14 protein-coding genes are annotated in these 14061 nt (G+C 67.7%); 8 read left to right on the top strand and 6 right to left on the bottom strand.

Annotated features, from left to right (window positions below; genetic code table 11):
- Positions 1–65: 65 nt before the first annotated feature.
- The 3 genes from D187_RS39175 to D187_RS39165 form a co-directional block, all read right to left on the bottom strand.
- Positions 66–1337: an ABC transporter substrate-binding protein gene (locus D187_RS39175; RefSeq protein ID WP_002623884.1), complete on the bottom strand. Its 1272-nt coding sequence runs from the start codon at positions 1335–1337 to the stop codon at positions 66–68.
- A gap of 200 nt (positions 1338–1537) precedes the next feature.
- Positions 1538–3322, bottom strand: a complete 1785-nt coding sequence (locus D187_RS39170) for a glycosyl hydrolase family 28-related protein (protein ID WP_051256740.1) — start codon at positions 3320–3322, stop codon at positions 1538–1540.
- 81 nt (positions 3323–3403) lie between these two features.
- On the bottom strand, positions 3404–3943 hold the full coding sequence (locus D187_RS39165; RefSeq protein ID WP_002623886.1) for a TetR/AcrR family transcriptional regulator: 540 nt from the start codon (positions 3941–3943) through the stop codon (positions 3404–3406).
- A 155-nt stretch (positions 3944–4098) separates the two neighbouring features.
- Here D187_RS39165 and D187_RS39160 point away from each other — a divergent pair, with 155 nt between their 5' ends.
- Positions 4099–5355 carry a serine hydrolase domain-containing protein gene (locus tag D187_RS39160; RefSeq protein ID WP_020918576.1) on the top strand — a complete coding sequence of 419 codons (1257 nt, stop codon included), beginning with the start codon at positions 4099–4101 and terminating at the stop codon, positions 5353–5355.
- Between the two features lie 376 nt (positions 5356–5731).
- Entirely contained in the window at positions 5732–6988 is a 1257-nt protein-coding gene (locus tag D187_RS39155; protein ID WP_051256739.1) for a serine hydrolase domain-containing protein, read from the top strand.
- Positions 6989–7012: 24 nt separating this feature from the next.
- Here the strand turns inward: D187_RS39155 and D187_RS39150 are convergent, their stop codons facing one another.
- Positions 7013–8260 carry a nucleotidyl cyclase domain-containing protein gene (locus D187_RS39150; protein WP_002631584.1) on the bottom strand — a complete coding sequence of 416 codons (1248 nt, stop codon included), beginning with the start codon at positions 8258–8260 and terminating at the stop codon, positions 7013–7015.
- A gap of 51 nt (positions 8261–8311) precedes the next feature.
- Positions 8312–8548 (bottom strand): hypothetical protein, encoded by a 237-nt coding sequence (locus D187_RS39145; protein ID WP_155893906.1) that lies wholly within the window; start codon positions 8546–8548, stop codon positions 8312–8314.
- Between the two features lie 205 nt (positions 8549–8753).
- On the opposite strand from D187_RS39145, the gene D187_RS39140 reads away from it, so the two are divergent.
- The 6 genes from D187_RS39140 (at position 8754) to D187_RS39120 (ending at position 13061) form a co-directional block, all read left to right on the top strand.
- The gene (locus D187_RS39140) at positions 8754–9566 is read left to right on the top strand and encodes a hypothetical protein (RefSeq protein ID WP_002631582.1); all 813 of its coding nucleotides are present in this window, start codon (positions 8754–8756) and stop codon (positions 9564–9566) included.
- A 277-nt stretch (positions 9567–9843) separates the two neighbouring features.
- On the top strand, positions 9844–11115 hold the full coding sequence (locus tag D187_RS39135) for a DUF2380 domain-containing protein (RefSeq protein ID WP_002631581.1): 1272 nt from the start codon (positions 9844–9846) through the stop codon (positions 11113–11115).
- On the top strand, positions 11112–11582 hold the full coding sequence (locus D187_RS53270) for an NUDIX hydrolase (RefSeq protein WP_076606311.1): 471 nt from the start codon (positions 11112–11114) through the stop codon (positions 11580–11582). Before D187_RS39135 ends, D187_RS53270 begins: the two co-directional genes overlap by 4 nt.
- 22 nt (positions 11583–11604) lie before the next feature.
- Complete coding sequence (locus D187_RS39130) at positions 11605–12075, top strand: hypothetical protein (RefSeq protein WP_002631579.1); 471 nt, start codon at positions 11605–11607, stop codon at positions 12073–12075.
- 22 nt (positions 12076–12097) lie between these two features.
- Positions 12098–12568 carry a hypothetical protein gene (locus D187_RS39125; protein WP_043433711.1) on the top strand — a complete coding sequence of 157 codons (471 nt, stop codon included), beginning with the start codon at positions 12098–12100 and terminating at the stop codon, positions 12566–12568.
- Between the two features lie 22 nt (positions 12569–12590).
- Positions 12591–13061: a hypothetical protein gene (locus D187_RS39120; RefSeq protein ID WP_043433710.1), complete on the top strand. Its 471-nt coding sequence runs from the start codon at positions 12591–12593 to the stop codon at positions 13059–13061.
- A gap of 25 nt (positions 13062–13086) precedes the next feature.
- Here the strand turns inward: D187_RS39120 and D187_RS58975 are convergent, their stop codons facing one another.
- The gene (locus D187_RS58975; protein WP_002631576.1) at positions 13087–14052 is read right to left on the bottom strand and encodes a 3-oxoacyl-[acyl-carrier-protein] synthase III C-terminal domain-containing protein; all 966 of its coding nucleotides are present in this window, start codon (positions 14050–14052) and stop codon (positions 13087–13089) included.
- Positions 14053–14061: the final 9 nt, after the last annotated feature.

The following is a 14061-nucleotide window of genomic DNA, read 5'->3' as shown; positions in this document are numbered from 1 at the left end:
CCTGAAAAACATCGGGCCGCCCCTGGAGACAGGGGCGGCCCTTTTTCTTCACGCCAGGGGCGAACTCACCACTTGCCGTTCTTGCCCATGCGCTCGAGCTTCTTCTGCAGATCCTTCACCTTGGCGTCGGCCTGCGCCGGGCCGCCGGAGAGGATGGAGTGCACGGTGTTGCGGAAGTCCGCGCTCACGCGGCTGTACTTGGCCCCCGTCACCTTCGCCGGCCGGGCGACCGCGTTGGTGAAGGTGTCCAGGAGCGTGCCGAAGAAGGGATTGGCCTTCAGCACGTCCGCGTCCTTGTAGAGGCTGACGATGGTGGGGTTGAAGGAGCCGAGGATGGCGCGGCGCTTCTGCTCCTCGGTGCTCGTGAGGTACTTCACCAGGTCCGCGGCGATCTCCGGGTGCTTGGAGTACTTCGACACCGACAGGTTCCACCCGCCCAGGGCGCCGGTGGACTTGCCGTCCGCGCCGCCCTTGGGGAGCGCCACCACGCCCACCTTGCCGTTGATGGGGCTGTCCGGCGAGTTGGCCAGCGCCCACGCGTAGGGCCAGTTGCGCATGAACACGGCGTTGCCCGACTGGAAGACGCCGCGCGCGCCCTCCTCTTCGTAGCTGAGCACGCCCTGGGGCGCGATGGTGCCAATCCACGAGGCCGCCGTCTTCAGCGCCTCCACCGCCTTCGGGTTGTCGATGGTGACCTTGCCATCCTTGCCGACGATGGCCCCGCCCCCGAAGGAGTCGATCCACTCCAGCGCGTTGCAGGTGAGCGCCTCGGCCGCCTTCGCCTGGAAGACGAAGCCCACCATCTTGTCGTTGCCGCCCTTGCGCTCGGCGTCCTGCACCAGCTTGGCCGTCGTGGCCAGCTCCTGCCAGGTGGTGGGGGGCTTCTGCTTGTGCTTCTCCAGCAAGTCCTTGCGGTAGTACAGCACGCCCGCGTCCGTGAAGAACGGCATCGCCACGAGCTTGCCGTTCACCATGTTGTTCTCCACGATGGCCGGGAAGTGCTGCTTCACCACGTCGTCCGGAATGTATGGCTTCAGGTCGATGAAGTGATCCCCGAGGATGCCGGGCCACACCGCGTCCACCCGGAAGACGTCGATGTCCGGGGAGCCCGCGGACAATTGCTGCTGGAATACCGTCAACTGCTCGCTGGCATCCGTGGAGCCACTGACGAGCTTCACCTGGTGGCCGCTCTTCTTGGCCCAGGCCTCCGCACCCTGTTTGCAGAGCTCGAACTCCTTGCCCACGGTGCCGCAAGAAATGGCCACGGTCTCCGCGGCGGCGACGGTGGGAACAACCAGGGTGGCGGCGACACTGATCGCCATCAGCACGTGACGCATTCGGTTCTGCCTCCTGTGGGGGTAACGCGCGCGGGAGCATCCCCAATTTCCCCGGCGAACCCAACGAATTCGGCGCCAGCCAATGTCAAACAGTGGGCGGAGTTGACCCCGCGTGCAACTTGCCGCCCCGCGTCAAGCACAAGCGGCCCCGCCGGCCCGGCGGAGGGCCGAACCGGGAGGCCGTCCTCTCGGCGCTGGTGCTACCAGCCCATGTTGCCCGAGCGCTTGTCGAAGAAGAGCGCTGGCACGCCCGGGGCGTGGAGGGCGCCCTTCCCGGAGTCCTTCACCACCACGTCCTCGAAGCTCGCCCGTCCCCCGGCCCCGTCGATGACCTCGAGGCCGTAGGTGCGCGAGCCCGTGACGAAGACGTTCTCGAGCAGGATGTTGGAGAACGTGGCGCCCTGGCTGTCCGGGTGGTTCTGGAACTGGATGCCCGCGAACGTCGAATCGAAGATGTCGATGTTCTTCGCGGTGATGTCGTTGACGGGGCCCTGGCGCGTGTAGAACCGGAGCGCGCCGTGGTTTCCGCCAAACATGGGGCCCCCCGCGCGGATGAGGGAGATGTCCTCGAGGGTCGTCGTCGGGGCGAACGGGTGCGCGTCGAACTCGTTGTCGATGAGGAGGCCCGAGTAGGTCAGCACGTCCTCGCACACGCTCTTCTCGATGGTGTTGTTGTAGCCCCCGTAGAGGGCGAAGCAGTTGGCCCGCCAGGGCATCTGCACCGTGTTGTAGCGGTAGACGTTGTCATGGCTCGCGGGATCGCCTGCCCCCTTGTTGGACCACATGGCCATGGCATCGTCCCCGGTGTTGCGGAAGTGGCAGTGCTCGACCACGGAGTTGCGCGTGCCGTTGGCCAGATTGATGCCGTCCGCGTAGAGATTGCGGAAGCGCGAGTGGCGCACCACCAGGCCATCCGTGCCGTAGGGGTCCGCGTCCGTGCCGCACCAGAAGCCCACCTTGACGTGCTCCACCCAGACGTTCTCGATGCTCGTGTTCTTGCCCACCCCGCCGTTGAAGCCGTTGTTCGGGATGTCATCGTCGCGGAAGTCGACCTCGCCGAGGATGGAGAAGTCGGAGAAGCGGCAGCCGCCCTCCCCCCAGCAATAGAAGGTGGCCTTGGCGCCCTTGAGCTGGGTGTACCACATGCCCGCGCCCCGGATTTCGATGCCCTTGAGCGACAGGCCCAGCTGGCCTTGCTTCACCTCGTTGACGAGATAGGTGCCTCGGGGAATCCACAGCCCCTTCTTCCCTTCCCCCACGGCCGCGTCGATGGCGTTCTGGATCGCCTCGCCGTCGTCCACGTTGTCGTCCGGAAGCGCGCCATACTCGGTGACGGACACCAGGTCCGCGGGCTTCTCGAGCGGCGCGGCGACCTGCTCCAGGTCGATGAGGTCGATGACGTAGAACGCCGCGGTGTCCTGGGCGTCCTTCTGGAGCTTCACCTCCGCGCCAGCCGGAATCGGCTCGAGCAGCGCCCGCGTCTCGTCGAAGAAGGCATGCGGCTCGCCAGCGCTGGGCGTGTTGGGAGTGCGCAGCACCTCGCCGCCGTAGACCCATGAGTAGCGCGAGGTCACCTCCAGCGTCTTGACGCGCTGGCCATTCACATAGAGGCCCAGGGTCGAGTCGATGCCACCGCCCTCCGGCGAGTCCGGAATCGACAGCCGCACGACGATGGAATTGGCCGCCTTCTTCGCGGTGATGGCCACGTAGTCGCCCGTCTTGTCCAGGCGGACCGCCTTGCGCCCGATGGCCTCGGCCTCGATGAACGCCTGATCGTAGCGCGTCCGGTTGGGTCCGAGCACCATCGCGTTCGTCTTGCCATCCTCCGCCTCGTACTCCGTCCAGGGGACGTTGGCGCCCCGTCTGCCAGTCGCATCCGTGGAATCGGAGCACGCGCCACTGCCCAGGCAGAGCGCCAGCAGGCCCACCGTCAGGCGCGCGTGGAAGGGAGCGGGGCGGGGTTCAACGCGAGTGTTTCGCTTCATCGATGAATGACCGTCCTTGTTGAACTCCTCCCCCTTTACCCGAAGAGCGAACCCGCTGGGCAGGTCCGACACCTCCACCTGTCACCTCCGGGGAAAGCGCGACAGCGCGAGCGTGACGATCTTCCGCAGCTCCTCCTCGCTCGCGCCGTCCCGGGCCTGCACGGACATGCCCTGGAGGATGGCGCCATAGAACCGGGCGAGGCCCTCGGCATCCGTGGAGGAAGGCAGCTCGCCCTCGGCGATGGCCCGCTGGAACCGGGCCCGGAGCTGCGCCAGCGAGGCATCGCGCAGCCCCGCCACGTACCGGGCCACCGGTTGGTTCTCCGTCGCGCAGTTGAGCACCGCCGTCGAGACCATGCACCCGGGCGGATGCCGAGGGTCGGCGAACGCACGCGCGGCCTCCTCCAACACGCGGGCCATGGCACCCCGCGCCGTCGGCTCCTCCACCAGGGCGGGCGCGCCCGGCGACCCATGCGTCCGCTGGTAGAGCTCCAGGGCTTCCCGGTACAGCTCCGCCTTGGAGGTGAAGGCCCCATACAGGCTGGGGGTGGTGATGCCCATCGCCTCGGTGAGATCCGTGATGGACGTGCCCTCGTAGCCCCGCTCCCAGAACACCTCCATGGCCCGCTCCAACGCGGCACTCCGATCGAACTCCCGAGGCCGACCCCGGCCCCGGCCCCCCGTGGAATTAGCTTTTTTCATAACGATCACTCTGAAATTCCCCCGACCCGCCTCTATTTTCGGAACGTTCACTACGAATATAGGGAGGTTCGTCGATGCGCACGAAGGTTGGAAGCTCATTCACCGCCGTCACGCTGGGGCTCCTGCTGAGCGGGCTGGCTGTCGCCGAGGAACGTTCGGTGTCGGCGCGGTTGGATGCGGTCATCGAGCAAGCGTTGGCCGACAAGCGGGTGGTCGGCACGGTGGTGGTGGTGGCTCGGGATGGGCAGGTCATCTACCACCGGGCCGCGGGAGAGGCGGATCGCGAGGCGCATACCCCCATGCGCGAGGACACCATCTTCCGGTTCGCCTCGATGAGCAAACCCCTGGTGTCCGCGGCCGCGCTGGCGCTCGTGGACCAGGGCAAGCTGGGGCTGGAGGATCCCGTGACGCGGTGGCTGCCCGACTTCCGGCCCCGGCTCGCGGATGGACGCGAGGCCGTCATCACGGTGCGTCAGTTGCTGACGCATACCGCGGGACTCAACTACGGCTTCCTCGAGCCGGAGGACGGCCCCTATCACCGCGCGGGCGTCTCGAACGGGATGGATGCGCCCGGGCTGGGCCTGGAGGAGAACCTGCGCCGCATCGCCTCGGTGCCCCTGGCGTACGAGCCCGGAACGCGCTGGGGGTACTCCGTGGCCACGGACGTGCTGGGCGCGGTGGTGGCTCGCGCGGGAGGCGCCCCGCTGCCCAAGGTCGTCGAGCGGCTCGTCACCCGTCCCCTGGGCCTGCGTGACACCGGCTTCACGGTGAAGGAGCCCAAGCGGCTCGCCACGCCCTACGCGGACGGCAAGCCCGAGCCGGTGCGCATGGGTGAACTCCACGTCGTGCCCTGGGGCGCCAGTAGCATGCGCTTCGTTCCCGGGCGGGTGTTCAACGCCCGCTCGTTTGCCTCGGGGGGCGGCGGCATGGTGGGCACGGCGGGGGACTTCCTGAAGTTCCTGGAGGCGGTACGCACGGGCGGCGCACCGGTGCTCAAGCCCGCGACGGCCACCCTGGTGTCGACCGGCCAGATCGGTGCGCTGGAGATGCCCGGAAGCCCGGGGTGGACGTTCGGCTTCGGCGCCTCGGTGCTCGTGGATGCCACCCAGGCGGGCACGCCCCAATCCGTGGGCACCTGGCAGTGGGGAGGCGCCTACGGGCATCACTGGTTCGTCGATCCGAAGCGGCGCCTGAGCGTCGTCGTGCTGACGAACACGGCCATCGAGGGCCTGCCCGGGGCGTTCCCGGCCGCCATCCGGGATGCCCTCTACGTGGGGCCGCCGGAGCAGGACGCCGCCCAGGTTCCCACGGGAGCGCCCCCCGCCCGGTGAGCGGGGAGGACGGCGCGCCGGGCCTCAGCCCTCGTGGAAGGTGAGCGCCACGCCGGAGACGGTGGCGCTCCTCTCGATGAAGCCCCCCGGTCCACGTGTTCCGCCAGGGCCTCGCTCAGGTACACAGGGCATCTGCACCGTGTTGTAGCGGTGATGCCCATCGCCCCGGTGAGATCGGCGATGGACGCACCCTCGTAACCCCGCTCCCAGAACACCTCCATGGCCCGCTCCAACGCGGCACTCCGCTGGAACTCCCGAGGCCGACCCCAGCCTCGGCCCTCCGTGGGATTAGCTTTTTTCATAGCGATCACTCTGAAAATCCCGGACCCCGCCTCTATTTCCTGAACGTTCACTACGAATATAGGGAGGTTCGTCGATGCGCACGAAGGTTGGAAACTCATTCACCGTCGTCATGCTGGGGCTCCTGCTGAGCGGGCTGGCCGCCGCCGAGGAACGTTCGGTGTCGGCGCGGTTGGATGCGGTCATCGAGCAAGCGCTGGCCGACAAGCGGGTGGTCGGCACGGTGGTGGTGGTGGCTCGGGATGGACAGGTCATCTACCACCGGGCCGCGGGAGAGGCGGATCGCGAGGCGCATACCCCCATGCGCGAGGACGCCGTCTTCCGGTTCGCCTCGATGAGCAAACCCCTGGTGTCCGCGGCCGCGCTGGCGCTCGTGGACCAGGGCAAGCTGGGACTGGAGGATCCCGTGACGCGGTGGCTGCCCGACTTCCGGCCCCGGCTCGCGGATGGACGCGAGGCCGTCATCACGGTGCGTCAGTTGCTGACGCATACCGCGGGACTCAGCTACGGCTTCCTGGAGCCGGAGGACGGCCCCTATCACCGCGCGGGTGTCTCGGACGGCATGGATGCGCCCGGACTGTCCCTGGAGGAGAACCTGCGCCGCATCGCCTCGGTCCCCCTGGCGTACGAGCCCGGAACGCGCTGGGGGTACTCCGTGGCCACGGACGTGCTGGGCGCGGTGGTGGCTCGCGCGGGAGGCGCCCCGCTGCCCAAGGTCGTCGAGCGGCTCGTCACCCGTCCGCTGGGCCTGCGCGACACCGGCTTCACGGTGAAGGAGCCCAAGCGGCTCGCCACGCCCTACACGGACGGCAAGCCCGAGCCGGTGCGAATGGGCGAACTCCACGTCGTGCCCTGGGGCGCCAGTGGCGTGCGCTTCGTTCCCGGGCGGGTGTTCAACGCCCGCTCGTTTGCCTCGGGGGGCGCCGGCATGGTGGGCACGGCGGGGGACTTCCTGAAGTTCCTGGAGGCGGTGCGCACGGGCGGCGCACCGATGCTGAAGCCCGCGACGGCCTCCCTGGTGTCGACCGGCCAGATCGGCGCGCTGGAGATGCCCAACAACCCGGGGTGGACGTTCGGCTTCGGCGCCTCGGTGCTCGTGGATGCCACCCAGGCGGGCACGCCCCAGTCCGTGGGCACCTGGCAGTGGGGAGGCGCCTACGGGCATAGCTGGTTCGTCGATCCGAAGCGGCGCCTGAGCGTCGTCGTGCTGACGAACACGGCCTTCGAGGGCATGTCCGGGGCGTTCCCGGCCGCCATCCGGGATGCCCTCTACGCGGGGCCGCCGGAGCAGGACGCCGCCCAGGCCCCCTCGGGAACGACCCCCGCCCGGTGAGCGGGGAGGACGGCGCGCCGGGCCTCAGCCCTCGTGGAAGGTGAGCGCCACGCCGGAGACGGTGGCGCGCCGCTCGGTGAAGCCCTCCAGGTCCACGTGCCGTGCCAGGGCCTCGCTCAGGTACAACCCGCCCGGGCGGCCCAGGTCCTGCGCCAGCTTCGAGGCGATGTTCACCGGCATGCCCGCGATGTCCCGGCCTCCCGAGGGCAGGTCGAACAGGAGGACCGGCCCCACGTCGATGCCGATGCGGCAGGAGATGTCCTCGCGCGCGAGCTCGCGGCGGAAGAGCTGGGCGAAGCCGAGCGCCGCGGGGATGGCGTCGAACACGTAGATGCCCAGGGGCCCCACCACCTTCACCTCCTCGCCCTGGTGCGAGGAGAGGTGCCGCAGGCCCGTGTCCTTCATCCTCGCGGACAGCGAGAGGTTGTCGAACAGGGCCAGCTCGGGTGTTTCCGCCTGCTGGGCCTCGCGCTCGATGAGCACGACCGTCTTGTGCTGGAGGTACTTGTCGGCCAGGTGCTTGCCGAAGGCCACGTCCTCCAGGCGCGACTGGTAGGCGAGCAGCTCCGCGTGGAAGGCCTGGGAGTACGGGATGGGATAGGGCTCGCTCGAGCGCCGGAGGTCCGTCAGGCGGGGCCCCTCCACCACCCTCCAACACGGGTCGAGCAGCGAGGGCGGCGCCTCCTTGGGTTCCAGGGTGAAGGCGTGCCCCTCCGGCAGCAGCTCGCGCAGGGCCTGGGAGATGACGATCTCCCCGCCCTCGGTGTGGTTCTCCGCCAGCTCCTCGATGGCGTCGGACTGCGCGCCGTACAAGCCCCCGCTCAGGCCGTAGAACTCGCCGAAGTGCGCGCCCAGGCCGATGCGGATCTGACAGCCGCGCTGGACCTCGTCCTGGACCGTCAACAGCATGGACACGAGCGACTCGGCGCGCACCGAGGGCGGGTAGAACATCTGGGTATTGTCGGCCGCCCAGATGCCCACGCCCCGCCCTCCCAGCGAGGTACCCAGCCCATGGACGAGCTGCTTGGGCTGATCGATGAGCGCCAGGATCTCGATGAGTCCCCGCTGCCGGGACAAGCGCGTCAGTCCCGCCGAGTCCGAGACGACGTTGTAGCCCCTGACCTGGAAGGACTGGAGCAGGCGCAGCGCGTCCGCGTGGGTCTGCTCGCTGCCCAGCCACTGCTCGATGAGCTTGATCGGCAGGCCCCCGATGATGTCCTGCGCGACATCGAAGAGCGAGGGGGAGTACTGCCCCTTGGTGCGTCTGGCCATGGTGGGGGACCTCCAGAAGTCGGGGACCCATACCACGCCCGGCCGATGGGATCAGGGGACGCTGGGATGATCAGGGGGCCGACGGTTCCTGGAGATCTTCACGGTGTAGGCCACGAAGGCCGCCACGGCCACGGCGAGCATCACCACCCAGGACCAGGTCAGGGGACTGCGAGCAACCTGCTCGTTCAAGGACTCTTCACCGGTGGAGGCCCCGCTCTGTGCGAAGGCCATCACGGGGGCGAGCAGCAACAACATCCAACCAGGGGCCGTCCGAAGTTGTCGTTCCATGTGTTGGAACCTGGGCATGCGGGGCACCGTTCTCAAGCGCTCCACCGTGTGGACAGGGCATCCGAGAAAACAGGCCCTGGGCGGGCCCACACCCCGTCGCCGGTCAGCTCGTCCTCGAATCTACGAAGGGCTTCGTTGATTTCTACGAAGAAGTTCGTATATTGGACCGGGTCCATCGCGGCGTCCGCCCGGAGGAGTCCGTCCCATGAAAGTCACGTCCCTCTTCTTTTCGCTGCTCACGTGGGTGCTGCTCACCGCCTCCCCCGTGTTCGCCGAGCCGTCCATCACCGGAACCTGGACGGCCGACGTCAAGAAAGACACGCTCGAGCTGTTCCTGCGCACGTCGTCGGAGAAGCCAAAGACAACTCAGCAGTTGAACATGAAGGTGCCCCTCACCTCCTTCCAGGGCCTGTCGACCGCGGATGGCGGCACGGCACCCTTCCGGCTCGAGCGAGAGGCGGGAGTCTTCTCCTTCGAGGGGCGATTCTCCGACGCGAAGGGCGCGGGACACCTGCGCTTCGAGCCCAAAGAGGAATACGTCCGGGCCATGACCGCGCTGGGCTATCCGGCCATCGCTCCGGACAAACACTACCTGCTGGCCGTCTTCGACATCACCCCGGCACGGGTGAAGGAATTGTCGACGCTCGGTTTCAAGGACATTGCCCTGGAGGAGCTCGTCCAGGTGGGCATCTTCCAGGTGACGCCCGGGTACATCCAGTCGCTCGCCCAGCACGGCTACACGAAGCTGACGCTCGCGAAGCTCATCCAGTCGCGCATCCATGGCGTGACGCCCGAGCGCATCCGCGCGCTGGCGGCCGAGGGCTACAAGGCCCTGGAGCTGGAGGATCTCCTCGCCATGAGCATCCACGGGGTGACGCCGGAGTTCATCCGGGAGATGCGCGAGGCGGGGTACGCGAAGCTGACGCCACAGGAGTTGGTGAAGCTGCGCATCCACGGCATCGACGCGAAGTTCGTGCGCGACCTGTCCGACGGGAGAGACACACGTAAGAAGGAGTAGAGTGTGGCCGGGGGCCTTCGCCTCCGTGGCGCTGGGGGGGTGGACCATGAGTGATGACTCGTCGCGGGCCCTGTGGCTACTCGCCCTGGCCCTGCTGTCCACCGGCTGTGTGTCGCTGTCACCACCCAGTAGGGGAATGAGCCTGCGTTACACGGCGCCGCCCATATCGACAGCGGGGTCCAGCATCGAGACTCCCGGCGCCCTCCCCTCACCGTCCGAGCCCGAAGCACCGCTGCGGCCACACCGTCGCCCGGCCTCCCGGCAGGAGTCAACGGCGGTGGGCCTGAACAGTTCCGAGAGAGCCACGCGGCAGAGCGCCCTCGCGGCTCAGCTGGCCTTTCGCCGTGCCCTTCTCGACGTGTCGGGCTCCACCCGCCGCCTCTCCGCCGAGTTCTCCAGACTCCAGGCCCGTGGGCGGAACATTGGCGGCAACGGCGTCTTCGTCCGCTACGTGGATGATGGCGTCCGGCAACTGCGGTGGATGGAGGTCCAACTCGCCGCCGCCACCCGGCTCGCCACCGCCGCCTCGCAGGTGGAGGATCCGGACATGCAGCTCGCCCTGCTGCGCCTCGCCGGCCCCCGGCTCGAGGCCACCCTGCTCGGCTCGCTCCTGCTCTCCGTCTGGCTCGACTTGCTCCACCTCGCCGACGCCGTGTGCACCCAGCACTTCTACAGCGTGGAGCGCATGTTCGCGGACCTGGGGCGCTGGCAGCAACAGCTCGAGCCCGCCATGACGGCGCTCTCCTCGCTGGAGCCCGGGCAGGTGGAGGCCGCGGCGCGAGATGTACCCGTGCTGATGGGCCACCTCTCCGGCGAGTTCACGGCAACCCTCGAGACTTCGCGGAAGGGGGCGGAGCGTGTCGCGAAGGTGCTGGTGTTCAAGGAGACCATCGAGGCGCTCTCCCTGCTCTCGGCGTTGAAGTTCTCGCTGCCCTCGGTGCCTCTGTCCGCTCCCGCCCTGATTGGCGTGAGCCTGGTAGTGGGAGGAGACGGGGTGATGGTGGGCACGCGCCTGGTCGTGTCCGCCGAGTGGGTGGAGATGATGCGCCACCTGGTGCGGGCGGGCGTCCTCTCCGTCCCCGTCGTCAGTGCCGCCGTGCGGATTCAGGCGGGCCAGGTGATGCTGGCACAGACGCACGGCGAGCTGCCCAGGGGCGTGCGAGAGGCCCTCGGCGACGGGCCCGAAGTACGAGGCATGCGCGTGACGGGCAGAGCGGGGGCTGGCATGAACGAGCCCCCGCGACACCACGTCCTGCCCAAGGAGTTCCGCGCGTGGTTCGAGAAGCGTGGCTTCACCGGCGAGATGGACATCGACCAGTTCTGCGTCGAGATGCAGCAGGCACATCACGAGGCCATCCACGGCGGTGGGAACTGGAAGCTGGGCCGCCAATGGCCCGGAGAATGGAACCGGATGATCATGAAGGCGCTGTGGGACGCTGAACTCAGGCTGAACCGACTGTTGACGCGGAACGAGGTGCTGGACATCGTCGCGGAGCGTATGAAGGTGTACAAGCTCCCGATGAATTTCACGCGCTGGGGTGGACGATGAGCGAGGATCGTTCCTGGGAGGGCAATTGGAAAGTCCGCTTGTACGAGCGGGTTCGCGAACGTGGTTACGATTCGCTCACCGCCTTCGCCGAGGCGCGCCCCACCGCTTCGCTGGTGGCATTGGCCGAGGAGCTTGGTCCGGACGATATCGCCGGTGTGCAGGTGTTCAGCGGACTGGTGGCCGAAGCGGAGCGGAACCATCAGGTCACACGTCTTGTGCGCGGACAACTCGTGCGAGAATTGTGCACGTGTCTCCCAAATGGCTGGCCGGCCGTGCTCGACGACGCCAACCGTTTCAAGGTCGCCAAGGCACTCGGATTGTGGAGTTCCTTTACCCCAACAACCCACGAGGAGCGCGTAAGGAGGGCTGGCGACGCGCTCCTTGCAACACCACCTCCTCCAGGCTGGCGACCTCTCGGTCCCGACGACGAGTTGCTGCGCACGCTCCTGCCCGATGAGGAAGCCTGAATTTCACCTCCTGGAGAGGACCATGGGCAAGGAGCGTTACTGGGAAGGCAACTGGAGGGTACGTCTGTATGCGCGGATCCGTGAGCGCGGCTACGATTCGCTCACCGCCTTCGCGAACGCCCACCCCACTGCCTCGCTGGTGGCGCTAGCAGAGGAGCTTGGTGAGGACGATGTCGTCGGAGTGCAGGTGCTGAGCGGGTTGCTCGCCGAGGCGGAGCAGCGCAAGCAGGTCACACGCTTCGTGCGTGATGTGCTTGTACGCGAATTGTCCGAGTGTCTTCCCAACGGCTGGCCAGCCGTGCTGGATGACGCCAACCGCTTCAAGGTTGCCAAGGCGCTCGGCTCGTGGATTGCCGATACCCCAGAAACTCACAAGGAGCGTGTCAGGCAGGTCAGAACAGCCCTCCTCTCCACGCCACCACCCCCAGGCTGGCACCCCCTCGGGCCCGACGACGAGTTGCTGCTCACTCTTCTGCCTGACACGGAAGTCTGAATTTCGCCCCTTGGAGAGAAAGATGAGCAACGGACGTGCCTGGCAGGGCAACGTGAAAGCCCGCCTGTACGAGCGGGTTCGTGAACGTGGTTACGCTTCACTCACCGCCTTCGCTGATGCGCGCCCCTCTGTCCCGCTGCACTTGCTGGCCGAGGAACTGGGCAAGGACGACGTTGCTGGGGTACAAGTGTTGAGCGGTCTGCTCGCCGAGGCCGAGCGGCGCAATCAGGTCACACGTTTTGTGCGCGATGTATTTACACGCCTGTGGACACAGAGCGTCCCCGATGGTTGGCCGGCAGTGCTGGACGACACCAACCGTTTCAAGGTTGCCGAAGCGCTCGGCTCGTGGATTGCCTACACTCCGGAAACTCATAAGGAGCGTGCCGACAAAGCCGGCGACGCGCTCCTTGCAACCCCACCACCGCCCGGGTGGCGGCCGCTCGGACCCGACGACGAGCTGCTGCGCACGCTCCTGCCTGACGAGGAAGTCTGAACTTCACCCCTTGGAGAGGACCATGAGCGACGGAAGTGCTTGGCAGGGAAGCGTGAAGGCGCGCCTGTACGAGCGGGTTCGCGAACGTGGTTACGATTCTCTCACTGCCTTCGCTGATGCTCGCCCTGCCGTGCCCCTGTATTTGCTGGCCGAGGAACTGGGCAAGGATGACGTTGCCGCCGTTCAGATATTGAGCGGGTTGCTCGCTGAGGCCGAACAGCGCAAGCAGGTCACGCGCTTTGTTCGCGACGTGCTTGTTCGCGAACTGTCCGATAGTCTCCCCAACGGCTGGCCGGCTGTCCTGGACGATGAAAACCGTGGAGAAGTTGCCATGGCGCTCGGCACGTGGACTGCTTATGCCCCAACAACCCATGAGGAGCACGTGAGGAGGGCCGGCGACGCGCTCCTTGCAATCCCACCGCCGCCCGGGTGGCGCCCACTCGGCCCCGACGACGAATTGCTGCGCACGCTCCTGCCCGACGAGGAAACCTGAACTTCACCCCTTGGTGACACGGGAATCAGACACGCACGAGCAGGGCGAACTGGTGCGCGCCGATGCCCAGCCCCACCATCACCAGGTACTTCGTGCGCAGTTCGCGATGGAAGCGCGCCAGCGTCACGGGGAGCGAGGCGTGGACCATGTTGCCGAAGTCCTCGTAGGTGTCCAGGTACTCGCGCGGGCGGAGCTGCGCGGCCCAGTGGTCCATCAGCTTGCGCGTGGCCTGGTGGGAGATGAGCGTGACGTCGTCGCGGTGGATGCCATGTCTGGCGAGCAACCGCGCCACGAGCCTCGGCGGCCCGTCCATCCCCGAGGACAGGAAGGCCTGGATGCCCGCGTCCGGCGCAATCCCATACGTGGGATGCTCCACCCCCGAACCAGGACGTGACGCCATGGTCATCGCGCCGTACTCGCCACTGAAGGTGTCCGCCGCCCAGTCCACCAACACCAGGCGCTCGCCCGCGCCCACCACCGCCGCGCCCGCCCCATCCCCGATGCCGATGGCATGGCCCTGCCCATAGTCCACGTTGCGCGTCCACCCCGAGCCCACCGCCACCAGCGCGTGCCGGATGCTCCCCGCCCGCAACGCCTCCCACGCCAGCACCACGCCCATCAGGAAGTTGGCGAAGTCCGCCTGCACCGGGATGACCAGCGCCTCCTGCCCCAACCCCAGCTCGCGGTGCACCGCGTAGAGCGCGTTGGGCGAGATGAACTCCGACACGGACACGTAGCCATACAGCCGCTCCACCGCCTCGGGCCGTACCCCCGCGTCCTCCAGCGCCGCCCGCCCCGCCCGCGCCGTGAGCGCCGCCAGCGACTCCCCGGGCGCCAACACCCGGCGCTCCCGGTTGCCATAGAAGAGCGCATGCTCTCCTCCTCCCCGGACCGCGGCGCGCCGCAACGGCTCGAAAAGGGGATCATCATTGCGGCGCACCTGCTCCGGCACCGCGGCGCCCACACCCAACAGCGCGAAGTCACTCGACATGGTGCGCGT

It is taken from the genome of Cystobacter fuscus DSM 2262 (assembly GCF_000335475.2).
GTDB lineage: Bacteria > Myxococcota > Myxococcia > Myxococcales > Myxococcaceae > Cystobacter > Cystobacter fuscus.
This window is presented reverse-complemented; position numbering and strand designations above follow the sequence as displayed.

Coding starts and splice junctions, on each gene's coding strand:
- D187_RS39175 (WP_002623884.1), bottom strand. CDS start 1,337: ATGCGTCACGTGCTGATGGCGATCAGTGTCGCCGCCACCCTGGTTGTT.
- D187_RS39150 (WP_002631584.1), bottom strand. CDS start 8,260: ATGGCCAGACGCACCAAGGGGCAGTACTCCCCCTCGCTCTTCGATGTC.
- D187_RS39120 (WP_043433710.1), top strand. CDS start 12,591: ATGAGCGACGGAAGTGCTTGGCAGGGAAGCGTGAAGGCGCGCCTGTAC.
- D187_RS39170 (WP_051256740.1), bottom strand. CDS start 3,322: ATGAAGCGAAACACTCGCGTTGAACCCCGCCCCGCTCCCTTCCACGCG.
- D187_RS53270 (WP_076606311.1), top strand. CDS start 11,112: ATGAGCGAGGATCGTTCCTGGGAGGGCAATTGGAAAGTCCGCTTGTAC.
- D187_RS39130 (WP_002631579.1), top strand. CDS start 11,605: ATGGGCAAGGAGCGTTACTGGGAAGGCAACTGGAGGGTACGTCTGTAT.
- D187_RS58975 (WP_002631576.1), bottom strand. CDS start 14,052: ATGTCGAGTGACTTCGCGCTGTTGGGTGTGGGCGCCGCGGTGCCGGAG.
- D187_RS39125 (WP_043433711.1), top strand. CDS start 12,098: ATGAGCAACGGACGTGCCTGGCAGGGCAACGTGAAAGCCCGCCTGTAC.
- D187_RS39155 (WP_051256739.1), top strand. CDS start 5,732: ATGCGCACGAAGGTTGGAAACTCATTCACCGTCGTCATGCTGGGGCTC.
- D187_RS39165 (WP_002623886.1), bottom strand. CDS start 3,943: ATGGAGGTGTTCTGGGAGCGGGGCTACGAGGGCACGTCCATCACGGAT.
- D187_RS39140 (WP_002631582.1), top strand. CDS start 8,754: ATGAAAGTCACGTCCCTCTTCTTTTCGCTGCTCACGTGGGTGCTGCTC.
- D187_RS39160 (WP_020918576.1), top strand. CDS start 4,099: ATGCGCACGAAGGTTGGAAGCTCATTCACCGCCGTCACGCTGGGGCTC.
- D187_RS39145 (WP_155893906.1), bottom strand. CDS start 8,548: ATGGAACGACAACTTCGGACGGCCCCTGGTTGGATGTTGTTGCTGCTC.